The sequence below is a fragment of the uncultured Psychroserpens sp. genome, assembly GCF_947503375.1.
Classification (GTDB): domain Bacteria; phylum Bacteroidota; class Bacteroidia; order Flavobacteriales; family Flavobacteriaceae; genus Psychroserpens.
Genome location: NZ_CANNDQ010000002.1, coordinates 83,216 through 107,656, shown reverse-complemented (window position 1 = coordinate 107,656; position 24,441 = coordinate 83,216). Strand labels below are relative to the sequence as shown.

The 24,441-nt window shown below is 32.4% G+C and carries 26 protein-coding genes and 1 other RNA gene; 10 read left to right on the top strand and 17 right to left on the bottom strand.

All coding sequences use genetic code 11. The annotated features are described in order from the left end of the window. Positions 1-59 precede the first annotated feature (59 nt). Complete coding sequence (gene smpB, locus Q0876_RS03705; RefSeq protein ID WP_299224266.1) at positions 60-518, bottom strand: SsrA-binding protein SmpB; 459 nt, start codon at positions 516-518, stop codon at positions 60-62. 130 nt (positions 519-648) lie between these two features. Between smpB and Q0876_RS03700 the strand changes: the two genes are divergently transcribed. After that, on the top strand, positions 649-1,395 hold the full coding sequence (locus tag Q0876_RS03700) for a DUF6503 family protein (protein WP_299224263.1): 747 nt from the start codon (positions 649-651) through the stop codon (positions 1,393-1,395). Here the strand turns inward: Q0876_RS03700 and Q0876_RS03695 are convergent. From Q0876_RS03695 to Q0876_RS03665, 7 genes are all read right to left on the bottom strand, one after another. After that, complete coding sequence (locus tag Q0876_RS03695; RefSeq protein WP_299224260.1) at positions 1,388-1,897, bottom strand: histidine phosphatase family protein; 510 nt, start codon at positions 1,895-1,897, stop codon at positions 1,388-1,390. The genes Q0876_RS03700 and Q0876_RS03695 overlap by 8 nt on opposite strands. A 60-nt stretch (positions 1,898-1,957) precedes the next feature. After that, positions 1,958-2,656, bottom strand: coding sequence for a purine-nucleoside phosphorylase (gene deoD, locus Q0876_RS03690; RefSeq protein WP_299224257.1), 699 nt, complete (start codon positions 2,654-2,656; stop codon positions 1,958-1,960). 36 nt (positions 2,657-2,692) lie between these two features. After that, on the bottom strand, positions 2,693-3,349 hold the full coding sequence (deoC, locus tag Q0876_RS03685) for a deoxyribose-phosphate aldolase (protein WP_299224254.1): 657 nt from the start codon (positions 3,347-3,349) through the stop codon (positions 2,693-2,695). A 228-nt stretch (positions 3,350-3,577) separates the two neighbouring features. Further along, on the bottom strand, positions 3,578-3,946 hold the full coding sequence (locus tag Q0876_RS03680) for a nuclear transport factor 2 family protein (RefSeq protein ID WP_299224251.1): 369 nt from the start codon (positions 3,944-3,946) through the stop codon (positions 3,578-3,580). Beyond that, the gene (locus Q0876_RS03675) at positions 3,939-4,436 is read right to left on the bottom strand and encodes a thioesterase family protein (protein WP_299224248.1); all 498 of its coding nucleotides are present in this window, start codon (positions 4,434-4,436) and stop codon (positions 3,939-3,941) included. Before Q0876_RS03675 ends, Q0876_RS03680 begins: the two co-directional genes overlap by 8 nt. 52 nt (positions 4,437-4,488) lie before the next feature. Further along, positions 4,489-5,085 carry a TetR/AcrR family transcriptional regulator gene (locus Q0876_RS03670; protein WP_299224245.1) on the bottom strand — a complete coding sequence of 199 codons (597 nt, stop codon included), beginning with the start codon at positions 5,083-5,085 and terminating at the stop codon, positions 4,489-4,491. Positions 5,086-5,139: 54 nt separating this feature from the next. Next, positions 5,140-5,544: a hypothetical protein gene (locus Q0876_RS03665; RefSeq protein ID WP_299224242.1), complete on the bottom strand. Its 405-nt coding sequence runs from the start codon at positions 5,542-5,544 to the stop codon at positions 5,140-5,142. Between the two features lie 168 nt (positions 5,545-5,712). Here Q0876_RS03665 and Q0876_RS03660 point away from each other — a divergent pair, with 168 nt between their 5' ends. Beyond that, a complete protein-coding gene (locus Q0876_RS03660) occupies positions 5,713-6,330 on the top strand; it encodes an OmpW family outer membrane protein (protein ID WP_299224239.1) in 618 nt (205 codons plus the stop codon). A gap of 153 nt (positions 6,331-6,483) precedes the next feature. Here Q0876_RS03660 and clpB read toward each other — a convergent pair whose 3' ends face one another. Next, positions 6,484-9,093 carry an ATP-dependent chaperone ClpB gene (gene clpB, locus Q0876_RS03655; RefSeq protein WP_299224236.1) on the bottom strand — a complete coding sequence of 870 codons (2,610 nt, stop codon included), beginning with the start codon at positions 9,091-9,093 and terminating at the stop codon, positions 6,484-6,486. A 201-nt stretch (positions 9,094-9,294) separates the two neighbouring features. Here clpB and ytxJ point away from each other — a divergent pair, with 201 nt between their 5' ends. From ytxJ to Q0876_RS03640, 3 genes are all read left to right on the top strand, one after another. Then, positions 9,295-9,678 (top strand): bacillithiol system redox-active protein YtxJ, encoded by a 384-nt coding sequence (gene ytxJ, locus Q0876_RS03650; RefSeq protein WP_299224233.1) that lies wholly within the window; start codon positions 9,295-9,297, stop codon positions 9,676-9,678. A gap of 122 nt (positions 9,679-9,800) precedes the next feature. Further along, the gene (locus Q0876_RS03645) at positions 9,801-10,556 is read left to right on the top strand and encodes an SDR family oxidoreductase (protein ID WP_299224230.1); all 756 of its coding nucleotides are present in this window, start codon (positions 9,801-9,803) and stop codon (positions 10,554-10,556) included. Positions 10,557-10,580: 24 nt separating this feature from the next. Next, positions 10,581-11,498 (top strand): AraC family transcriptional regulator, encoded by a 918-nt coding sequence (locus Q0876_RS03640; RefSeq protein ID WP_299224227.1) that lies wholly within the window; start codon positions 10,581-10,583, stop codon positions 11,496-11,498. A gap of 67 nt (positions 11,499-11,565) precedes the next feature. On the opposite strand, the gene Q0876_RS03635 is transcribed toward Q0876_RS03640, so the two are convergent. Both Q0876_RS03635 and fahA read right to left on the bottom strand, forming a co-directional pair. Next, entirely contained in the window at positions 11,566-12,750 is a 1,185-nt protein-coding gene (locus tag Q0876_RS03635) for a hypothetical protein (protein ID WP_299224224.1), read from the bottom strand. Between the two features lie 119 nt (positions 12,751-12,869). Then, on the bottom strand, positions 12,870-14,162 hold the full coding sequence (gene fahA / locus Q0876_RS03630) for a fumarylacetoacetase (protein WP_299224222.1): 1,293 nt from the start codon (positions 14,160-14,162) through the stop codon (positions 12,870-12,872). Between the two features lie 203 nt (positions 14,163-14,365). Here fahA and glyA point away from each other — a divergent pair, with 203 nt between their 5' ends. After that, positions 14,366-15,637 (top strand): serine hydroxymethyltransferase, encoded by a 1,272-nt coding sequence (gene glyA, locus Q0876_RS03625; protein ID WP_299224219.1) that lies wholly within the window; start codon positions 14,366-14,368, stop codon positions 15,635-15,637. Between the two features lie 45 nt (positions 15,638-15,682). Here the strand turns inward: glyA and Q0876_RS03620 are convergent, their stop codons facing one another. The 5 genes from Q0876_RS03620 to Q0876_RS03600 all read right to left on the bottom strand — a co-directional run bounded on the left by Q0876_RS03620 (position 15,683) and on the right by Q0876_RS03600 (position 20,586). Continuing rightward, entirely contained in the window at positions 15,683-17,224 is a 1,542-nt protein-coding gene (locus Q0876_RS03620; RefSeq protein ID WP_299224216.1) for a right-handed parallel beta-helix repeat-containing protein, read from the bottom strand. 113 nt (positions 17,225-17,337) lie between these two features. Continuing rightward, positions 17,338-18,081, bottom strand: coding sequence for a hypothetical protein (locus Q0876_RS03615; RefSeq protein WP_299224213.1), 744 nt, complete (start codon positions 18,079-18,081; stop codon positions 17,338-17,340). Positions 18,082-18,177: 96 nt separating this feature from the next. After that, positions 18,178-18,567 carry a thioesterase family protein gene (locus Q0876_RS03610; protein WP_299224210.1) on the bottom strand — a complete coding sequence of 130 codons (390 nt, stop codon included), beginning with the start codon at positions 18,565-18,567 and terminating at the stop codon, positions 18,178-18,180. 32 nt (positions 18,568-18,599) lie between these two features. Next, a complete protein-coding gene (locus Q0876_RS03605; protein WP_299224207.1) occupies positions 18,600-19,481 on the bottom strand; it encodes a carboxypeptidase-like regulatory domain-containing protein in 882 nt (293 codons plus the stop codon). Between the two features lie 73 nt (positions 19,482-19,554). Further along, positions 19,555-20,586 (bottom strand): glutaminyl-peptide cyclotransferase, encoded by a 1,032-nt coding sequence (locus tag Q0876_RS03600; protein ID WP_299224204.1) that lies wholly within the window; start codon positions 20,584-20,586, stop codon positions 19,555-19,557. An 86-nt stretch (positions 20,587-20,672) separates the two neighbouring features. On the opposite strand from Q0876_RS03600, the gene ffs reads away from it, so the two are divergent. The 4 genes from ffs (at position 20,673) to fsa (ending at position 22,868) form a co-directional block, all read left to right on the top strand. Next, an RNA gene (ffs, locus tag Q0876_RS03595) (signal recognition particle sRNA small type) lies at positions 20,673-20,771 on the top strand. Between the two features lie 62 nt (positions 20,772-20,833). Next, positions 20,834-21,637 carry an SDR family oxidoreductase gene (locus Q0876_RS03590; protein ID WP_299224201.1) on the top strand — a complete coding sequence of 268 codons (804 nt, stop codon included), beginning with the start codon at positions 20,834-20,836 and terminating at the stop codon, positions 21,635-21,637. 44 nt (positions 21,638-21,681) lie between these two features. Continuing rightward, the gene (locus Q0876_RS03585; protein WP_299224198.1) at positions 21,682-22,095 is read left to right on the top strand and encodes a hypothetical protein; all 414 of its coding nucleotides are present in this window, start codon (positions 21,682-21,684) and stop codon (positions 22,093-22,095) included. Between the two features lie 119 nt (positions 22,096-22,214). After that, positions 22,215-22,868: a fructose-6-phosphate aldolase gene (gene fsa / locus Q0876_RS03580; protein WP_299224195.1), complete on the top strand. Its 654-nt coding sequence runs from the start codon at positions 22,215-22,217 to the stop codon at positions 22,866-22,868. A gap of 63 nt (positions 22,869-22,931) precedes the next feature. On the opposite strand, the gene Q0876_RS03575 is transcribed toward fsa, so the two are convergent. Then, entirely contained in the window at positions 22,932-24,356 is a 1,425-nt protein-coding gene (locus Q0876_RS03575; RefSeq protein ID WP_299224192.1) for a redoxin domain-containing protein, read from the bottom strand. Positions 24,357-24,441: the final 85 nt, after the last annotated feature.

The window sequence follows — 24,441 nt, the reverse complement described above, 5'->3', positions numbered from 1 at the left end:
GCCTGAGCGTTTTTCAAACTTAACTATAAAAGTAAATGTATAATTATAAAGAGGATAAATTACTTATAAATTTTCTTAATGCGATCTAGATTACGCTTATTATCACGATCTTTTATTGTTTCGCGTTTATCAAATAGTTTTTTTCCTTTTCCTAATGCAATTTCTAGTTTTGCTAATCCTTTTTCGTTAATAAAGAGTCTTAATGGAACAATAGCATTACCTTTTATATTGACTTCCTTTTCTAATTTTTTTAGTTCTTTTTTGTTGAGCAACAATTTGCGCTCTGCTTTAGGCTTATGGTTGTAATAATTTCCATAGATGTATTCTTGTATAGTCATATTTATAACAAACAATTCGCCTTTATCATTAAACTCACAAAAACTTTCTGCTATTGAGGCTCTACTATCACGAATGGACTTTATTTCTGTTCCAGTCAAAACAATGCCAGCTGTGTACGTGTCAAGAATTTCGTACTCGAATTTTGCTTTTTTGTTCTTTATATTTACTGGGTTTTGCATAAGATACAAAGGTAATTATTTTTGGTTGTTATTAAAGCATTAATATTCCGACTTAAGAGTAATATTATTTCTTTTGTATGTGAAATCAAAAGATTTACTTTTTCTGAATGTATAATAAATTGAATTATTAATGATGAACCTAAGAATAAAGCTAACCGTAGTATTGATCTCATTTTTGATATGTGGATTAGATAGTAATTCTCAAGAATCTGCACAAGGTATTATAGATAAAACCATTGAAGTATCTGGTGGAGATAACTATCATAATTATATAATGGAATTTGATTTTAGGCATAAGCACTATGTGTCAAAACGAAATAACGGCGTATTTGAATATGCTAGAATAGTAAAGGATAATGGCAAAAAAGTGATTGCTTCCTATGGTAATATGAAGCCTTTTTTACTTACGATTAATGGAGAGCAAAAAGATATTTCAAAAGAAAAAGCTAAAAGTATTCAAAACAGTATTAACTCTGTAAATTATTTTGCGTTATTACCATACGGCTTAAATGATAAAGCGGTATTTAAAACCTATAAAGGTGTAAACATAATAAAAGGTACTAAGTATTATACTATTGAAGTTAAGTTTTCTGAAGATGGTGGAGGAAAAGATTTTGAAGATGTATACCTGTATTGGATTAATACGACAACGTATAAAGTAGATTATTTGGCATATTCCTATTTAGTGGATGGAGGAGGTGTGCGGTTTAGAGAAGCATACAATGAACGTTATGTGAATGGTCTTCGATTTGTTGATTATAATAACTACAAATCGAACGATAAATCTATTGAACTTTCAGAGTTACCTCAATTATTTATGGATGAACAATTAAAACTGTTGTCTAAAATTGAATTAGAGAATATAAGTGTTAATTAATGTGAAGTACTTGGTCTATTTTTTTTTCATCAAAAAGAGTTACAATAAATAAGCTCCCATTGTCATTATCATCCATATATTGATATTTTTGTTCGCCTAAAATGGTATTCACAAAAATTGGAGTTGTATTGCTATGACCAACAATTAGAACAGTTTTACCTTGTGTGTCTTCAGCAAATTCTTCAGAATATAAATGCCTTGGATCGTAGAATTGTAATTCAATGCCTTGAGCTTTAGCTGTAGGTGTAGCAGTTTGCTTGGTTCGGTTGTAATTGGTTGAATAAACAGCATCAAACGTAACGTGCTTAAAAACCTCACTCCAATTGTTTGCTCTTTCATGTCCAGCTTGTGTTAGATTAGGATCTCTATCAGTTTTATCACTTCTATCCTTTTCTGCATGACGAATGAGATAATAGGTCGTAATTTCACTCGTTGTTTCATTATCTTGTGAATATGTAGTAAGTGAAAATAAAGATAAAGCAAGTATTAGTATGTATTTCATTTTTATGAAGCTTGATTGATGTTTTTGATAAAAGTATTTAAAATTTCTTTAATAACTATTTTAGGCAAGTTCTAATGCAATTTCAATCATTTCTTTGAATGTTGTTTCTCGTTCGCTAGAAGTAGTTTTTTCTCCAGTCACTAAAGAGTCTGAAATGGTAAGGATACTCAGCGCATTAACATTATGCTTAGCTGCAATGGTATATAATCCAGCCGATTCCATTTCAACACATAGCACACCAAATTTTGACCATTTTTTGTAAGATTCAAAGTCATCAGCATAAAATTCATCACTAGTTAAAACATTTCCTGCTTTTAATGGAATCCCTTTTTGTTTCGCAATTTCAACAGCACTTTGAAATAAGCCAAAGTCTGCAGTAGGCGCATAATCTGCACCACCAAAGCGTAATTCGTTAACTCCAGATGTGGATGAAGCTGCCATTGCTAAAACAATATCTCTAAGATTAACGTGCTTTTGATATGAACCAGCACTACCAACGCGAATTAAATTTTTTACATTGTACTCTGTGATCAGTTCGTGAGTATAAATAGAAATGCTAGGGACACCCATTCCTGTTCCCATTGTTGAAATAAGCTTCCCATTGTACGTGCCAGTATATCCTAACATTCCCCTTACTGTGTTAAAACATTTAGGGTTTTCAAAAAATGTTTCAGCTATCCATTTGGCTCTTAACGGATCTCCTGGTAGTAATATGGTTTCGGCAATTTCACCTTTCTTAGCTTCTATATGTATGCTCATGAGCTAAAGATAGAAAATTTAGTAGTTTGTTTGAGCTTAAGCTTCAGATAGTTGCTCGTTAATAATAGATACACCTTTAGATGTCCCAATTCTTTCAACACCAACTTCAATATACTTTTGTGCAGTTTCTAAATCTGAAATCCCGCCAGATGCTTTGATTTTTGCTCTATTCTTAATGGTTTTTTTTATAATTTTTACAGCAGTTAATGTAGCACCACTTTTGGTGAAACCTGTAGATGTCTTTATAAAATCTACCTTAGCATCTAAACAAATCTCGCTAGCTTTAACAATATCATTTTTTGAAAGCTCGCTTATTTCAATAATCACTTTTAGAGGTGTTTTACCAATAGCGAGTTTCACATCACTTATATCTTTAAAGACTTCAACAAAATTTTTACTCTTCAGAAAACCTATGTTGATAACCATATCAATTTCATGAGCACCAGCTTCTATGGCATTTGTAGCTTCAAACACTTTTGATTCTGTTGATGTGGCACCTAATGGGAACCCTACAACTGTACAGATTTTTACTGTAGAATCTTTTAACAATTGTTTTGCTAAAGGAATGTAACAACTGTTTATACAAACAGAATAAAATTTATATTTTTTGGCTTCATTACAGAGATCGATGATATCTCTTTCAGTAGCGGAAGATTTTAATAACGTATGATCTATGTATTTAGATACATCCATATATAATGCAGGTTTTAATAAAATTATTGGGTTAAAATTTGGTTAGAATTTTAACTCAATGTATTCATTGATTCTAGGTAAATTGGGAACTAATAGCATACAAATTTAATATATTTATACATTACACTAATGGAAAAACTTAAATTTTATTGTCTTTTTAACGACTTTTTATCTAATTATTAACAGAAACAATTCGCTATTAGATAATTATGTTATCAATTCATTTCATTAATGTTTTTCGCGTTGTTTGGGATCATAAAAAAATTGTTTAGAAATTACTCGTTCATTTTCCCAGATTTGATATGCCAATTCTTCAATATGAGTTGAGGTTCCATCTAGCCATTTGAAACAAAACTTCCAACAAATAATAACACGATTATTTTCTATAAAATAAGGTCTGATGCACTTGGAACTCATAGCCATTGTCTTGGCTAAAATCTTCTTCTCATTCTTAATTAGAAGTGTTCTGCCTTTACGAGGTGCTTCATTGTTTTCTTGTATTGAAGCATTCTCACTATAAAAATTTGCAATGGCTTTATCGTGATTATTAGCTTCTACTTGTGCAATAAATTTTTCTACAGTACTAATACTAGGCATTTTGTATCGTGTTTTTAATTGTTCTTAAAACGGATATTCTATCTTCAAATCTTGTACTATCAACTGGATTTATAATAGATTTAAAAAAACTCATAAATTCTTCTGAATGTGGTTCTTTTTCCTGCTTTAGAAGATTAAAATGTGTGAATCCACACCAGATCACAGATTTCAAGTGACTTTTATCAGAATTGTACATGCGCATTTCAACCTTTAAATTACTGGTGTCAAATGCTATCAGCTGAGATTCTAAGACTACTTTTTCCATTAAAAATGCAGGTTTTAAATAGGCTATTTGATTACTATTAGAAACCCAACTTTTGCCTAAATTTCGAGCCATTTTGTATATGTCTATGTCATATATGTTTATCAATTGATCCTCACGATGATTCATGAAGTAATTGATATAACTGGCATTATTAAGATGATTAAAAGGATCACAATCTTGAAATCTAATTGTTGCTGTACTTGATACTGTTTTTGGTAAATTCATTTTATTAAGTGTTTAAAAATATACCAATCGGTATATTTATAGTTAAAAAATTTTAAGCTTTCATTTCGTTTGAAATCATTTGGTCAATTTGATCCATCGTGTCTTTCATATAAAAATCATCGTTCATTGTATAGGTCATAAACACTGCACCTTGAATCAACGTATCTAAGCGTTTGGCATAATGCATTGCATTTATTTCGGTAGAAATTTCCCCAATTTCGATTCCATCTTCAATAATTGCGGCGACTTGATCTTGTATCCTTTCAACCACTACTCGAACATTTTCAAGTAATAACGTATTTTGATTATTCGCATCAACTCCGACATTCAAAACTGGACAGCCTCCTAATTGTTTACTGTAAGCATAATAATTTCTGTAAAAATCTGATATTAAAAATAACTTCTCAATAGGTGAGTCACTTTTTGATATATATTCAGAAATTTTAGACATCATTTGCTTTACATTATATTTAAATGCAGATATGGATAAAGCTTCTTTATTTTTAAAATGACCATAAATTGCACCTTTAGTAAAACCTGTAGCGTTAGTTATGTCACTCATACTTGTTGCAGCGTAGCCGTTTTTATTGAAAATTGGAGCAACAGTCTGTAATATATGAAGTTTAGTATGTTCTGATTTAGTTAGCATAACACAAATATATAAAAAATATACCGAATGGTATATTTTGCTCAAAAAAGTTAATTAAACAGGCTCAGCATAAGTGGTTTCGTTTTCTTTTTCAATAATCTTATGAACCCATTGTATGGCTTCACTCAAGCTTTCAAAAATACCAAAGGGTCTATTATAAAATTGACTTTCATATTCTGCACTTGCTCGCATTTTTTCGTCGCCAGGAATGATAGCTATTGCCACTAAATTTGAAATTTTTTCAGCTTCCTTATATACCAAAGGATTTACAGAGTAGGAGGTGACTCTGTTAGAAATATAGGCCATGTTTTTATCAGAAAAATGTTCCTTTAAAATAACTTTGAACTCTTCAGTTTCTTCTTGATCAATTAAAGCACCTTCTTTGACTTGTTTGATTAGAAAATCATCAAAAATAAATACCTCTGCGTGACCAATGTCATAATAGCGAAACATGCCCATAAATTTGTGTTTTTAGGATTAGAATATTAAAGTAATAAAATTAGAATTTTTTAAAAAGTTTTCTTTGTAAAAATCGATTAAAAACAAAGTTTTTAAACTATGACTTTTGTCAGATTTTATAATTAGAGTCTAAGTTATTTTTGTGATAAATATTAAATCAAATAGATTATGAAAAAAATAATTTTTAGTGTATTAGCAAGTTGTTTATTTTTATTTAATGCGCAAGCTCAAGATGAAGTCAAATCTGATGGTGACTACAGCAAATGGCAAGCACGTTTTAGGTTGATTGCTGTCGTACCATCTCCAGGTGATGATATTGATGGTGCTGATGTAGACATTTCTACAACGTTTGTGCCAGAACTAGATTTTAGCTATTTCTTAAATAGAAATCTTGCTCTAGAGTTAATATTAGCAACAACAAAACATGAAGTCGAGATAGAAAATGGAGCAGATTTAGGTTATGTTTGGTTATTACCACCAACACTTAATTTTCAATACCATTTTTATGCTGAAGATTTTAAACCTTACGTTGGTGCTGGTATTAATTATACCATATTCTATTCAGCCGATCCAGGTGATCTAAATGCTATTGATTATGAAAACACTGTTGGATTTTCACTTCAGGCAGGAGTAGATTATAATTTAAACGATAAATGGTTTTTAAACCTAGATATAAAAAAACTATTATTAAAAACTGATGTGACTCCAAATAATGATTCGGCGAGTAAAGCAGAGGTTGAAATAAATCCTCTAGTTGTTGGTCTTGGTCTTGGTTTAAAGTTTTGATTGAAATTAGATTAACATGAAGAAAGGGTTGCTTGATAGTAACCCTTTTTTATTAAAAAAGCAACGCTCATTTTTATTTCTAAAACTTACGTTGCTTTTCACTAACCAACCACTTAAAAGACTACTATTAACTTATTTTGTTACAGTTAAATCTTATATTTCTTCTGATATGAAACTGGCTTCATTTCTGAAAACTAATTTATCATCAAAGGCATCTAATAAAATGATACTATCTGTGGTTACTTGACCAGATAGAATCTCTTTACTCAAGGCATTCAAAACCTCTTTCTGAATGATACGTTTAACGGGTCTAGCACCATATTCAGGATTGTACCCTCGTTCAGCTAAGTAACTTATTGCTTCAGGAGTAGCATCAAAGGTTATTCCTTGTTTAGCAATCATTTTTTGCACCCCTTTTAATTGTAAACCAACAATAGCTTTGATATTACTTTTAGTCAATGGCGTAAACATAATGGTATCGTCTATTCGATTCAAAAACTCAGGACGAACACTTTGTTTTAATAGTCCTAATACATCAACTTTAGCAGCTTCCATAGCAGACTCTATGTTGTTTGTAGCCTCAAATCGTTCTTGAATAATTTGACTTCCCATGTTTGAGGTCATAATAATTATTGTGTTTTTAAAATCGGCTACACGACCTTTGTTATCAGTTAATCGTCCTTCATCTAAAACCTGTAACAAGATGTTAAATGTATCTGGATGCGCTTTTTCAATCTCATCGAGCAACACTACTGAATAAGGTTTTCTTCTTACGGCTTCAGTCAACTGCCCACCTTCATCATAACCAACATACCCTGGAGGTGCACCAACTAATCGGCTTACACTATGACTTTCTTGGAACTCACTCATATCAATTCTAGTCATTGCATTTTCATCGTCAAACAAGTACTCTGCCAAAGCCTTGGCTAATTCAGTTTTGCCTACACCTGTAGTTCCTAAGAATAAGAATGTACCAACTGGTTTTTGTGGATTTTGTAATCCTGCTCTGGAACGTCTTACGGCATCACTTACAGCAGTAATAGCCTCTTCTTGGCCAACGACGCGCTTATGTAATTCATCTTCTAACTTTAAAAGCTTTTCACGTTCAGTTTGTAGCATTTTAGTAACTGGGATACCTGTCCATTTTGCTACTACTTCAGCAATATCATCATAGGTAACTTCTTCTTTAATTAATGAACTTTCATTTTGATTTTGCAATAATTCTTTTTGAAGTGCCTCTAATTGCTCTTGTGCCTCTTTTATTTTACCGTATCTAATTTCTGCAACTTTACCATAATCACCTTCGCGTTCAGCACGCTCAGCTTCAAGTTTATAATCTTCAATATTAGATTTTGTTATTTGTATATTATCTACAACTTCTTTCTCACTCTTCCATTTGGCATTAATTTCGTTGCGCTCTTCTTTAATATTCGCTAAGTCTGCGCGTAAAGCTTTTAATTTTGCTTCATCTTTTTCTCGCTTAATGGCTTCGATCTCAATCTCTAGTTGCATGATTTTTCTATCTAATGCATCTAATTCTTCAGGTTTTGAGTTAATCTCCATACGCAACTTTGAAGCCGCTTCATCCATTAAATCTATAGCTTTGTCTGGAAGAAAACGATTGGTAATGTAGCGTTCTGATAATTCTACTGCACCAATGATGGCTTCATCTTTAATACGAACTTTATGGTGTGTTTCATACTTTTCTTTAATACCTCTAAGAATTGAAATAGCACTTTCAGTATCTGGCTCATCAACCATTACTTTTTGAAAACGACGCTCTAAAGCTTTATCTTTTTCAAAGTATTTTTGATACTCATCAAGAGTAGTTGCACCTACTGCTCGAAGTTCTCCTCTTGCTAGAGCAGGTTTTAATATGTTTGCTGCATCCATTGCGCCTTGTCCGCCTCCAGCACCAACCAACGTGTGGATTTCGTCAATAAATAATACAATATCACCTTCACTTGTAGTTACTTCTTTAATGACTGCTTTTAAGCGCTCTTCAAATTCGCCTTTAAATTTTGCTCCAGCAATAAGCGCTCCCATGTCTAGCGCATATATTTGCTTATCAATCAAATTTTCAGGAATATCACCATCTACAATGCGGTGAGCTAAACCTTCGGCAATTGCGGTTTTACCAGTGCCAGGTTCGCCAACTAGAATTGGGTTGTTTTTGGTGCGTCTTGATAAGATTTGAAGTATTCTTCTAATTTCTTCATCGCGACCAATGACTGGATCTAGTTTTCCATCTTTAGCCAATTGATTCAGGTTTTTTGCATACTTATTAAGTGAATTATATGTGTCTTCCTGACTTTGAGATGTTACTCGGTCACCTTTTCTTAGTTCTTCAATAGCGGCTTTTAACCCTTTTTCTGTTATGCCTTGATCTTTAAGCATTTGAGAAATCTTACTGTTCGATTTAAAGATGGCGAGTATTAGATGCTCAACTGAAACATAATCGTCGTTCATTTTTTTAGCAATAATTGAGGCTTCATTTAGAGATTTACTAGCCTCGCGAGAGATCATCAAGTCAGCTCCAGAAACTTTTGGAAAACTTTCAAGTTGTTTATCTAATGTTAATTTTAAGATTTCAATATTAACATTTAACTTTTTAAGTATAAACGGTAATACGTTTTCATCAACTTCAAAAATAGCTTTTGTAATATGCTCGTTTTCAATTTGCTGATGTCCTAAGCTTTGGGCAAGCTGCTGTGCTTGCTGAATGGCCTCTTGAGATTTTATGGTATAATTATTAAAATTCATATATCTATAACTGTTATTTTATTAGTAATTTACGAAAGCATTAAGTCAATAATCTTACCAATTGTATAATGTAAGGATTAAACGACAAAATGACTGAATTAGTGTGTAAAAATATGACGTTTAGTCAGTTTGTAAGATTTACATCTGCCTGCAACTATTAAGATAAAATACAAATGTATAAGGCATAAAAAAAGAATTAAAATGGGATTTTTTAAAAACATATTTGGCACTTCAGACCCTAAAGAAGAAAAAAATTTGCCTTGGCAAGCATTAACTGATGTATCTCAACTTGATGAGATAGAAAAGTGCTCAAAAACCAAAACGCAAGTTATTTTTAAGCACTCTACACGCTGTGGTATTAGTAGTATGGTTATGAATCAATTTGTGAGTATGTATGATATTGATGCAGATTTAGATTTGTATTATTTGGATTTGTTGAGTCATAGAGATGTCTCTAATGAAATAGGATATAGGTTTCAAGTGATGCATCAATCACCGCAGCTGTTAGTCATAAAAAATGGAGTTACAGTAGCTCATGCATCTCATGGAGCTATTACTGATATTGAATTAAGTCGTTTTGAGTAAATAAGCTGTAGTATTTCTAAAAAAAACATACTCGTAGATTTAGACAAGAGATTCATAGATTTGGAAAAGTAAAATCTGTTATAGTTGCTCAACTTTGTATTGTAATTAAAACAATAGAAAACATGAGACAAAAAACAGCGCTTATTACAGGAGCTAGCCGAGGTTTAGGACGAGATATGGCAATAAACCTAGCTAAGCAAGGTATTAATATTATTTTTTCATACCATAGCAACAAATCAAAAGCAAATGAGGTCGTAAGAGAAATTGAAGCTCTAGGGCAAACCGCAACTGCTTTTCAATTTAATGCAAACTACTATAATGGTGGACAAGATTTTATCAATGAAGCTACACAATACCTTCAGAATAAATGCAACGATTCAAATTTTGATTTTTTAATCAATAATGCAGGTACAGGTACTTATAATTTAGTTGAAGATACTTCAGAAGTTCAATTTGATGAAATGATGAATGTACACCTTAAAAGTGTTTACTTTTTAACGCAAGCAGCATTGCCCTACATTAACGAAGGTGGACGAATTATAAATATTTCAAGTGGTTTAGCTCGTTTCAGCTTACCAGGTATGTCAGCTTATGCCATGATGAAAGGTGGAGTAGAAGTTTTTACACGTTATTTGGCTAAAGAGCTTGGGAGTCGTAAGATAACTGCTAATGTTGTTGCACCAGGCGCAATTGCAACTGATTTTGCTGGAGATAGTAATAAAGACAAAGAAAAGTCAGCTTTAATTTCTAGTGTCACTGCGCTAGGTAGAGTTGGGCAAGCTGAAGATATTGGAGGGGTAGTTGCCTTTTTGTGTTCTGAGAAAGCAGGTTGGATTAATGGGCAACGTATTGAGGTATCTGGTGGTATGCTTGTCTAAAATCTTTTCTTTAAATTTATAAAAATGAAAGCAATTAAACATTTTAAAAAAGTAGCAGATTACCATAGACTAGCCAATATTATGGCACCTGAGCATCCTTTGATTAGTTTAATAGACTATGCTCAAGTGAGATATCCAGATGATATCTCAAATTTAAAATGGACTCAAGATTATTATACTATTGGTCTCAAACGTAATGTCTCGTATAAGTTTGTTTATGGGCAACAAGTTTATGATTTTGATGAGGGTATAATGACGTTTGTGTCTCCCAATCAAGTCATGAGCTTAGCTGAGAATCCTAACGTTAAACATGGTGGAGCTTCTGGGTGGTTATTATTGATTCATCCAGATTTTTTATGGAATTCACCAATGGCTGGTCAAATAAAAGCATATGATTTCTTTGGTTATGCTATCAATGAAGCGCTTTTTCTTTCAAAAAAGGAAGAGCAAATGATGACTGAGCTTTTAAAGAATATTCAGCGCGAATACCAATCTAACATAGATAAGTTTAGTCAGAAAATCATCATTTCACAGCTAGAGTTACTTCTTAATTATGCTGAACGTTTTTATGAACGACAATTTATTACACGTCAGATTACTAATCATAGTATATTGGGTAAATTGGAAAAGACGCTGACCGATTATTTTGTTAGTAACAATCTGATTGAAAAAGGTTTGCCAACTGTGCAATGGCTTTCAGATAGCCTCAATTTATCTCCAAATTATTTAAGTTTTATGCTAAAATCTTTGACTGGTCAAAGTACACAACAGCACATTCACGATAAGTTAATTCATAAGGCCAAAGAACAGCTTTCTAATTCAAATTTCACCATTAGTGAAATAGCTTATAGCTTAGGTTTTGAACATCCAGCTTCATTTTCTAAACTTTTTAAGAATAAAACAGCGATGTCTCCTATAGAATTCAGAAAAGCCTTCAACTAATTAAAATTTTACTAGTTAATAAGAAAAAGCTTCCACTATTTGATGGAAGCTTTTTTATACACCTAAGTTAACTTTTTCGTATTTGATATGAATTGATGATGTCTTTTAATTTTAATTTTAGATCTTCTCCTGTATCATATACCATTTGAGCATCAGTAGGGAAGTGAACCCTTCTATTTCTAGTCAAGTTATACTCTCTTCTGTTTAAAGCTCTTTTATCACCTCTAACTGTTGCGTAAACATGCTCAAATACAAATTCGCTGTCAATCGGGAATGCTTCAAGAGTCAGATTTGTTCTCAAATCGGTATAAACTACATCTGCTATTACCTGTGTTGATTTAAATTGGTTCACTTCAAAGTAACGTGCTCTTACATTTATAATCTTATCTATCTTTATCTTGTTTCCAAGACTATCAACCATTATATTGCCATCACTATCTGTTTGGTATTCCCAACCATCGACAATAGCTTTTTGTTTTAACTTTTGCGTTCTGTTAATTTGCTCTGGCGAAATATGGATGCGTTTTAATTGTAGTTGCATTGCATAATCATAGTTTAAGTCTGACACTGAATTAGCATGATAAACAGTCCAAAATTTATTTAAGCCGTAAGTATCGAAGTTTAGTAGATCTACCTCCAGTTGCTGTGGAATAATTTGACGTGTTTGATTTTCAATGGACACAATAACATGATCAATCCCTTTTTGATGCGCCTCGGTCATCAGAATTCTGGTTTCTTCAAAATTTGGATTGATGCTTTCAATATAGTTGAAGATATCATACGCTTTTCTAGCATTGTATTTGTCTTCAGAATCTAGAAGTGTAATACCTTCATCTATTAAATACTCTGAGGTCTTGTATCTATAATCTACAATTTCTGATGTGTAATCGCTAAACTTTAAGCTAAGTGCTTTCCCATTTATTTGTAAAGGTAATACACGTTTGATCGCATCTTGTCTTGCTTTGAGGTCTAAATAGGTTTCATATATGGTTTTATATTGCTCAGGATTTCCATCTTTTTTAAGATGTTCTATCTCTTGCAAGTCTTCTTCTAAAACTTTGTAATATGCGTCTTCGAGCATAACAATATAGTCTTGTTTACGCTTTTTATCTTTGTTGTTTTCGAGTTTACGTAACGCATTATTGATTGCTTGGTCATAATTACCATGACTAATTGCTTGTTCAATTTGTTTTCTTCCGCTACATGATGTTAGTACCAGAAGAAGTACTGTTGTAAGTAGTAATTGCTTCATAATTCTGGATTTTTAATTGATTGTTTGTAGTATGAAATCCAAATATGATGCCAAACAAAAACGCAATGTGGAAACTGTTGGTCTCCACATCGCGTTTGAGGCTTTTTATAAACTATAAATTATTTCTTTTTCTTCGGGTTAAAAACAGGTAATAGTTGTGTTTTTACAGAACCAAACCCAATTCGAGTGCCATCGTTTTCACAGTAACCTCTCATGATGACAGTATCGTAATCATTTATGAATTTACGTTCAGTGCCATCTTTCATTTTTAGAGGTTTAGTACCTTTCCATGATAACTCTAACATAGAGCCATAAGAATCTTCTGTAGGGCCAGATATGGTTCCACTTCCCATCATATCACCTGAGTTAACAGGACAGCCATTAACCGTATGGTGTGCCAATTGTTGAGACATGTTCCAATACATATACTTGAAGTTAGATTTACAAACAGTAGTTTCCTTTGCGCCTTTTGGCTGAATTGCTGCCTCTAAATGAATGTCAAAACTCTTTTTACCTTTAGATTGTAAATATTCTAATGGTTTAGGGTCTTGCTTAGGGCTCTCAACTCTAAAAGGTTCAAGTGCATCAAGGGTAACAATCCATGGCGACATTGAAGAGGCAAAGTTCTTTCCTAAAAAAGGACCTAATGGAACATATTCCCACTTTTGTATATCACGAGCAGACCAATCATTGAATAGTACTAATCCAAAAATGTATTCTTCAGCTTCTTCAATAGGAATTGGTTCTCCAAGATCATTAGCATCAGTAGTAACAAATGCCATTTCCAATTCAAAATCTACAAGCTTTGAAGGGCCAAATACTGGAGAGGTTGCGCCTTCAGGCATAGTTTGACCTTGAGGGCGATGAATAGGAATACCAGAAGGAATGATAGATGAGCTACGACCATGATAGCCTACAGGCAAATGAAGCCAATTAGGCATAAGTGCATTCTCTGGATCTCTAAACATCGTCCCAACATTTGTAGCATGCTCTTTACTCGCATAAAAATCTGTGTAATCACCAATTTGAATAGGTAATTGCATCTCTATCTCATCTAACCTGAATAATACAATCTCTTTGTGAGGATTGTTGTTTTTTAAAGTATCGTTTTCTACATCAAAAATTTCAGCAATTCGATTTCGTACCAATCGCCATGTTTTTCTACCATCAGCTATAAAGTCGTTTAATGTATCCTGAAGGAAAATATCATCAGTAAGTGGGATTCCTTTAAAATATCCCAATTGATGTAAAGCTCCTAGGTCTATTGCTGTATCTCCAATTCGAGTACCAATTGTGATAATGTCATCTCGTGTTAAAAATACTCCGAAAGGAATATTTTGGATAGGAAAATCTGAATTCTTTCCCACATGCAACCAAGATGTACGATCAGGATTATTTGCTGATAAAGGCATAATTTAATGTATTGCGTTGTTATAATTTTCTATTCAAACCTACATATTTTTTTTGTTTTTGATTGTATAAAATCACAAAAAATAGATTTAAGATTCAACTGTTGATAACCTGCTCATAAAACACTGCGTTAAACTAAATTTTTTAAAACCTTTTAAAGTAATGATTTCTTATTTTTGATAAATTTTTAATTTAAACTCGATATATGCAACGCGATCAACAAATTTTCGAACTTATAGATGCTGAAAACGATAGGCAGATAAACGGATTAGAACTTATTGCTTCTGAAAACTTTGTAAGTAATCAAGTTCTGGAAGCTGCTGGTTCTGTATTAACAAATAAATATGCTGAAGGGTATCCAGGTAAGCGCTATTATGGTGGTTGTGAAGTTGTTGACGAAGTTGAGCAAATAGCGATAGATAGAGCTAAGGCTTTATTTGGTGCTGCATGGGCAAATGTACAACCACATTCTGGAAGTCAGGCCAATACTGCGGTATTTGCTGCATGCCTAAAGCCTGGAGATACTATTTTAGGATTTGACTTATCTCATGGTGGACATTTAACTCACGGTTCACCAGTAAATTTCTCAGGAAAATTATACAATCCTACATTTTATGGTGTCAAAAAAGACACAGGTCGTATTGATTATGATATGCTATCTGATGTAGCAGAAAAAGAAAAACCAAAACTTATTATAGCTGGCGCCTCTGCATATTCAAGAGATATGAATTTTGCTAAATTTAGAGAGGTTGCTGATAATGTTGGTGCAATCTTGCTTGCCGACATTTCTCATCCTTCAGGATTAATTGCCAAAGGGATTTTAAGCGATCCATTGCCACATTGCCATATCGTAACTACTACTACGCATAAAACACTCAGGGGTCCGAGAGGAGGTATGATTATGATGGGTGAGAATTTTGAAAACCCATTTGGGCTACGACTTAAAAACGGGAACCTTAGAAAGATGTCTGGTTTGTTAGACTCAGGAGTGTTCCCAGGAAATCAAGGTGGACCATTAGAACACATCATTGCAGCTAAGGCTATTGCTTTTGGTGAGGCACTTTCTGATGATTTTATGCATTATATGCTTCAAGTTAAACACAATGCTACTGCTATGGCTAAAGCTTTTGTTGAAAGAGATTATCATATCATATCTGGCGGAACGGATAATCATATGATGTTGATTGACCTAAGAAATAAAGACGTTACTGGTAAAGATGCTGAAGAAGCTCTTGGTAAGGCAGATATTACAGTTAACAAAAATATGGTGCCTTTTGATGATAAGAGTCCATTTATAACTTCAGGAATTAGAGTTGGAACAGCTGCTATAACAACAAGAGGTTTAAAAGAAGCAGATATGGAAACTATAGTTGGCTTTATAGATGAAGCCATTGTAAACCATCAAGATGATACTAAGTTAGAAGCCATAGCTGAAAAGGTAAATGAAATGATGCACACTAAGCCTTTATTTGTTTAACTTAAGAGATGATCTGAAAAAGCCTTTCAACAGAAAGGCTTTTTTTTAATCTTCATCTAATGTAGTATGTTGGTAAGCTCCCAGATCTGAAGGTGTACTTCTATTCATTCCTAAAAGGTCTGTGGGTATAACAAACATTGGATTTCCTTGAGCATTAGCTGCCGAATTATCTCCAATTCTCATATCATTTTCAAAAGGAAGTTTGAAATCTGGATCATCATTTAAAATGATATTATCAAAACGAGTGATGTCGTTAAAATTTAGCGGACTGTTATTAACATCATATCTAATTAAACAGTTTGTGAATTTGAAATTGAAATCACTACCGTTTTCACTAGAAGCATCTATTTCGGCATTGTCGTTTCCATAAATAATACAATTGTTGAAATTCGCCTCTTCAAGATTGTTTGTAAGCACTGAATTGTCTGGGTTTACAAAGAAGTTATTCACTAAAACAGACGGAAATTGTCTAAAACTTGAATTCCAATAATTAGCTAAAGTACAATGCGTAAAATTATATTTCCCACCGAAAGTGCCAGCAAATGACGATTGCCCAGAATTATTGATTACGAGGTTTTCAGCAGTTATAGAAGTTGCACGTGCAAGAATACCAAAATTACTTGAATTATAGATCTGCGAATTGGTGATGGTCAATTTGTCTTCTGAAGCACTTTGATCACCTTCACATAGAATGCCAACAGTACTGTTTTTAATTGTAGCGTAATTGATATCGTTGTCAACACTTCCGTTAAATAAATAAATTGCAGACCATTGTCCAGGCACATCTTCAAAAATAGGTTCGAGACGATCACCTTCAAAAATGACTTCGTTTTCTAATAGATCTTGATCTGTACTTAAGGCGCCATTGACCTTTAACGAAGCATTATTAGTGACTAATAATCCTGAATTGGCATGAAAATGTACACGAGCACCAGCTTCAATAGTGAGAACATCACCATCGTCTACGGCAGCAAAACCATAAATTACATATGGTTTTTCATTTGTGAATGTGAGCTCGCTATCTTCAAGAAAACGTCCTTGAAGATTTGTTTGGTCTGGTGTGCCATCACCATCAACATCAAAGGTTAGTGTTTCAATGATGCCTGTACTATTGTCTCTATCTGGAAAAATAAATACGGCGTCTTTAACTAGTGTTACTAGTTCTACTTTTTGAAGGTTGTTACCACTATCAAACTCAATAGCATCTGTATATATAAATTGGTTATCTGCCGCTACTACTGATGCAATATCGAATGTGGTTTCTATGAATATAAATAAACTGTCATTAGCCAAGAGTTCAACATTTTCAAATACTTTACCAGGCATTCCATCTACATTTAGCCTATAATTTGATGCTTCACCTTCAGCCAGTCTAACACTTGGAATAGAAATATCATCATCACTTCTATTGTATACTTTTAAATTATAGGTGCTTGAGCCTATATTTGTAAATACAGTATCTAAATACACCGTATCTTTTGAGAATGTAAGATTTCCAGTACTTGGTGAGAAATCAAAGTCTTTTCGACAAGAACTCCAAAATATTAAAATAACTAATGTAAGTAGGACGTAAAAAAATCTTTTCATAGATATAAATTGAGTAATTAAAAATACTCTAGTGCTATTTATGTGCTAAAAATATAACTTTTGAAGTCAATATATAGTATAAAAACAGATTTTTAGTTCAAATATTATATATTTCAATTTTGTTTTTTTGAAGCTTCAATAAGTGCTAAAAACTCTTCGCTACAGGTGACAAGGATTTCTAATAACTCTACCTGTTTATCTTTTGCTAATAATTTTGAGTCTATGCCTTTGGCATCACAATAATCAAAGAATAATGGTTGTATTTCTTCAGTGATGTTCAAGTCAAAAGCGAGTAACTTTTTATTAAAGAACCGATCGTTTTCAAAAAGTGTGTTTAGATCTTGATATGTTATTGGAACTAAGCGTTCCTCTTCAATTTTTTTCTTTTTAAAAAGTTTACCAATAAGACCAATTATGGCAAGGATGTTTCCACCATTTGCTGATGGTTTTGAATACAGGTGAGGATTACGTTTCATATCCTCTTTGATTTGAGATTTTAGTCTTGTTCCTAGTACAATAGAGTCAAATTCTTTTTCGCGTTCATCCCTTAGTAATACTTCATCTAATTCATTTACAGCCTTTTTGATTTCTATAACAATGATGTCATCAAAATGTTTTTTCTCAATGACCATAAAAGCTTTAGTATGAAAAAGTGAACTTACATATAATGAATCTTTAACTGAGGCTTTAATTTTAAAATCACCTTTATCATCAGTATACGTAATACTGTTTTGAGTAATATTGACTACTAGAGCACCTTTAACTGTTGTTTCGGCATCATATACCTTTCCGTTAATATTTTGTGAGATAACCGTTATAGGAAATATAAAGAACAATAGAGCTGCAAGTTTCTGCACTGGCATTATTTTGAATGGTTAGTTATTCAAATAAATACATTTAAAATGATACCGAATTCCTTATTAAGAGAATTTAACAGGTAGTTTAAATTATTTTTAACTAAATAATGTTTTTATTTCTGGAATAATTCGAGTTGGACGATTGGTTTCAACAGCCATTAAGCACCAAATTGTTTCTGAAGTCGTCAATAATTTATTCGAATTATAATTATAGACCTCTACAATACGTGTAGACTTAACACCATCAGATAAAGTGACAAAAGTTTTAAGTAGAAGCTCATCACCAAGTAAAGCTTCACCTTTATAATGAATATGGTGACTAATCATTACCCAATAATAGGTGTTTAATAGATTTGCTGATGCTTCTATATTCCAATGTTGCTCTGCAATGTCTTGAACCCATTGTACGTAACGTACATTATTCACATGTTTGCGCTCGTCTAAATCTTTAGATGAGACTATAATTTGTTTTTCAAAAATTTGCATGAGCGCTTATTTGATCACGCTAAAATTAACTATTATTCTTTCTTTCTGAAAATATTTGATAGCGAATACAAGAGTTTGCCAACGACGGTGCGTTCTATTTTACCATCTCGTATTTGTTGCCGTTTTAATTTTTGAAAGGTTTTTTCTTCTTGAAGCTTTCTTTTATAAAACGCAAAATAATTTTTGGTTCTTTCTTTTCGTTTTTTTATTTGATAATTTACTGTTTCATTAGTATAACTATATTCAGTATCGGAGGATGTAGAAATCATACCTACAAACACAACATCTCCCATAAGATCTTCTTCTAATGCAACGTTTAATTTATTATTTCTAGATTGTAATATTCTCATTTCTTTTGTTTCGAAACCTAAGAAACTAAACTCTAGAACTTGACCAGACTTAACTTTTAACTTGTAATTGCCATCAAAGTCAGTTTGAGTGCCTGTAGTCGTTCCTTTTATAACAATGTTTACTCCAGGCAGAGGAAGACCATCATATTCGCTAATTACAGTTCCAGAGATCACTTTTTCTTTTAAGATGGAAGCTACGACCTTTCCTTTTAAATGCTTGTGATTTATAGAGTCTGTTTGTGTAATTTTTGGAGTATTTTGTGCCTTTATTTCTTGAGTTCCAAAGACTAAAAATGTAAATAAAGATGAGGCAATGAAAGACAAATAGTTATTTTTTTCTTTACGACGTAATACGAGCCCTCTATTGAGTTGAGTGCTTTTAAAACGACCACAAATTGCCAGGTTTTGTTCAAAGGCTTTTACGATATGTTCGTCTGTTTTAGCTGTGAAATCAAAAACAGTCTTTTCACAGGCCTTACAATGACGACCTTTCTCTTGAGGTGTCATTTGGCTCCAGTCTTCATGACATGGTTTAGGGATGTTAACGGTTAGTGTTTTTCTCATAGTACAAAGAACCATAAGAAAAATTATTTTTTAAACAGCCAATTAGTAAAATGGTCGTTTGAGTGAGTGAGCGCTACTTTTTGAATACTTCTACCTCAAATAGTTTATCCCAACGTTTACCTGTTACAAAAATGGTTTTAGTTTCAGGGTTATAGGCAATACCATTCAATACATCTAAACCTTGATGTTGTGTAACAAGTTTGCGAAGAGGAGAAAAGTCTATCACACCTTCTACAGCACCATTTTTTGGGTTAATTATAGCAACACCATTTTTTTGATAGCGGTTGGCATAGATCTTTCCATCTACCCATTCCATCTCATTAATACCTATAATCTTTCCTTTGTTAGTATAGACTTGAATTTTGGAGTCTTCAGTTAATGTTTCAGGGTTTAATAACCAAATAGTTTCTGTACCATCAGATTTGTATAGTGTTTGTCCATCATTACAAATTCCCCAACCTTCTTTACTCTTTCCGTATTTAAAGCTACTTGTCTTTTCAAATGTGTCGACGTCATAAACAAAACCGGTATTTTCTTGCCATGTGAGTTGATATATATGGTTATTTAGAACGGTTAGTCCTTCACCAAAATATTGTTTGGATAAGTTTATATTCTTAATTACATCACCAGTTTTGTAGTTTACTTTTCTAAGTTTAGACTCACCATATTGCCCTGTACTTTCGTAAAGTTCGCCATTATGAAACTCTAAACCTTGAGTGTAAGAGGTAATATCATGAGGGTATTCATTTATAATTTTATAACCATAAATTTCAGGAAGTTTATCATTTAGAATAGTAATTGTAGTAGATATTTCTTCTTGAGTATCGTTGTACTTGACTATTGCTGTTATAGTTTGTTGACCTAACTTTTCGGTATCTAATAGAATAGATTCATCAATGGTTTTGCCATTCAATTGATAGGTAATCGAAGAAATGTCAATATGATTTGGGTTTCCGATAGAAAGTGTAAGGTTTTGACCAACTTTGATGATATTATCTTTAGCATTTGTAGTTATGGAGAAGCTATTTGTTTTACTATTTGAGTTTCCACAGGTAACTAAAAAAGTGCATAAAACAATGATAATGAAAGGTTTAATTAAGGACATTAGGTATCAAATTTTGATGCAAGGTATTTAAAAAATTCGGTTTAAAAAATCATTGCAAAAGTATTAAAAGATTGTATCTTTGCACTCGGCAAGTCCTACACAACCAGCTCCTGCTCAATCCTCCAGGTCGGGAACGAAGCAAAGGTACGCGGTCGTAGCGGTGTGATGTAGGTAGCTTGCCTTTTTTTGTGCGCAAAACTTACCTAATTATATTGTATTTTTAACTTCAAACTTTTAACTCATAAAAATGTCTAAAGTTGTACTTATTACAGGAGGCTCTACAGGAATTGGAAAATCAATAGGAGAATTTTTAATATCTAAGGGTTACGAAGTGTTTGGAACCAGTAGAAATCCTAAGCGTTATCCATATTCAAAATTTAAACTAATCGCTTTAGATGTTGCTAATAATACTTCAATAGAATCTGCCGTAAAATTGGTTATTAATACTGCTGGAAGAATTGATGTGTTAATTAATAATGCTGGAGCTGGAATTACAGGTCCAATTGAAGAAATTCCTGAAGAAGAAATCAAGCGTAATTTTGAGACCAACCTTTTTGGACCTATTAACGTGATAAAATCTGTTTTACCTCAAATGCGATTACAAAATTCAGGTTTGATCATTAATATCACCTCGATCGCTGGATATATGGGTTTGCCTTATAGAGGGATATATAGTGCTAGCAAAGGTGCTTTGGCGTTGGTTACTGAAGCATTTCGAATGGAAATTAAAGATTTCAATATTCAAATGACGAATATAGCTCCTGGAGATTTTGCAACTAATATTGCAGCTGGTCGATATCACGCTCCAATAATTGAAGGTTCTCCTTACGAGATTAAATATGGTGCTACTTTAAAAACTATAGATGACCATGTGGATGAAGGAAGTGACCCGATGATGGTATCAAAAATAGTGTATAAGATTATTAATACAGCCAATCCTAGAGTTCATTACAAAGTAGGTGCTTTTATGCAAAAATTTTCTATTGTTTTAAAACGAGTATTACCAGACCGAATTTATGAAAAGCTTCTATTGAATCATTATAAGGTATAATAATGGTATGTTTTTTGATGTCAAGAGTTTTATAATTAACGATTATGAAACAACGACTACTTCCTTTACTTTTTTTATCGCTAGTCATGTTTTCTGGTTGTGACGATTTTCTAGAATGCATTATTGATCGTAGACCAGAAATTCATAAAACAACTTTTAGTGATGGGCGAGTTGATATTTATTATTATCACGAAGTTACCGTAGAAATTAAAAACGAAACACGAGACAATGATTATGATTACTATTTCGAGATTGGCGGTCAGCTACCTGATGGTTTAGAGATGTTTGTCAACTACAGAACTGTTTCATTTGAAGGCACTCCAGAGGTCTCTGGAACGTATAGGTTTACATTGTTTCTTTATGTTGATCCGCTATTTAATAATGGTGGTGATTGTGATTGTGAAGAATTTCTATGCTCAGATTCTACTTCTAGGGAATTTACAATTACAATCAATTAGTTAAATATAATATAGGATGAGTTGTTAATATGTTTTGAAAAAAACATGAGTTCTAAGGTATGTTAAAGTTGTAAATTCGTAGCAGTAAATTATTCACAATTAAATAATACACACAACAAATGAAATTTTTTATTGATACAGCAAATCTAGACCAAATCAAAGAAGCTCAAGATATGGGTATTTTAGATGGCGTAACTACAAATCCATCATTAATGGCCAAAGAGGGAATAACGGGTCATGATAATATCATGAAGCACTATGTTAACATTTGCAATATTGTAGATGGTGATGTTTCTGCTGAAGTTATATCAACAGATTTTGAGGGTATGGTTAGAGAAGGAGAAGCCTTAGCTGAGTTACATGATCAAATTGTAATAAAACTACCAATGATCAAAGATGGCGTTAAAGCATGTAAATATTTTAGTGACAAAGGCATTAAAACCAATGTTACCTTAGTTTTTTCTCCTGGTCAAGCACTATTAGCAGCTAAAGCAGGTGCAACTTACGTATCTCCTTTTATTGGTAGATTAGATGATATTTCTACAGATGGATTAAATTTAATTGCTGAAATAAGAATGATTTATGATAATTATGGTTTTGATACCGAAATTTTAGCCGCATCTGTACGACATACAATGCATGTCATAGACTGTGCTAAGTTAGGAGCCGATGTAATGACTGGTCCTTTGAGTTCAATTGTTGGGTTATTAAAACACCCATTAACAGATATTGGGTTAGAGAAATTCTTAGCCGATTACAAAAAAGGGAACTAACTAAGATTAGTTATTATATAACTGTTTATGAAAAGACACATTAAACAATATGTGTCTTTTTTATTAGTAAGATGTAGAGACTAAATTATGAAGGTCTCGCTTCATTTTTTCACCGAAAAGGTTAGCATCTGAACTTATAATTTCACCTTTTTTATTAACTATGAAAACCTTATGAGTAAATGTGATCACATATTTTTCTATAGCTTCTGAAGGGTCTTTAAATTTGTATTCGTTGTCTTTAGGATAGTTTATTACTTTAACTGTATTCTTCCAATACTCCATTTTATTGTCATTGAAATTAATGGCCAAAAAGTTAACATCGGGATATTGAGACTTAAGATTTTTTATCATGTAATGACTGTTTCTATAGTGCATCTTAAAATTAGAAGACCAGCAATACACAACAGTTGGCTTATCTATTAATGAACTTAAAGTCAATGTATTTCCATCAAAATCTATAAGCTTCGTGTCTGGGATTTTATTTCCAGGCTTTAACTTGCTAGAAGCAAGGTATAGGGTTTTAAGATAAGATTTGTCTTCAGTATTGGTACTTTTCTCAAGATAATAATCTAAAATATCAACTGAAGCTTCTTGGTTGTCACTATTTAAAATAAAGTCTCGTGTTACGTGCTTTGAGAGATAATTCTTAATTGGTTCACTTGTTAAACTACTATCAATAAGTCTTAGTTTTTCAATATTGTAATCTAAAGACATTCTATCAAAGGCATGGTGGCTTCCGTTGTCGTAATATTTTTTTAAAGCAATGTTATTAAAATGCCAGAATAAAAATCGGTTATAGATATATAACTCACTTAAATTTTCATTGTCAAGATCGATATCCGCTCTGTAATCATAAAAATCTTCAGGTAAATCTTTTACATGTACCAACTTATTGTTACCATAATACCCAAATGGATACATTTCATGATAGGCATAATGGTTATAATCTATACTTGATTTAGCAATGTTTGTAAAAATTTTTGAGCTTGGAATTTTTTCAAGAAACTCATCAAGATACTTAATCTTACGCTCCTTTAATTCATCCATATGAGTTATAAAAGCTTCAGGTTCTAACTGATGGAGTTTCATGAATTTTTTATTCTCCTCCTCGTCTTTTAAAAATGATTTGATGAGGTAATTGTTCTTTTTAGATCCTTGACCAGTAAACACGAGTGATTCGTCAAAATCATTCGTGTTCAATCTAAATAGTAAGCTGTCATTTTCTTCTAAAACAATCATTTGAAATTCACCACCATGTGTGAATGAATAAAGACCAGGTTTTATATCAGAGATTTTATGAAGAAATCTATTGTTTTCATCTAGATAAATAGTATCTGTCCCAGTAAATCTATTGTTAAGGGTTACATAGTTATTACTTGGGTTAATGATTTCACCGCCAAAATATACATATTCACCCTCTTTATGAGCTGCATTTTCACAACTTATAAATAGTGTTATTGCTATAAGAATAACAGAGTATAATTTCATAATTAGATTGTAGGTAGTTCTATATGTTAACAAAAATAGAGGTTGCAAGTAACAACTCTTGTTAATACGTTGTTAAATCTTGGTT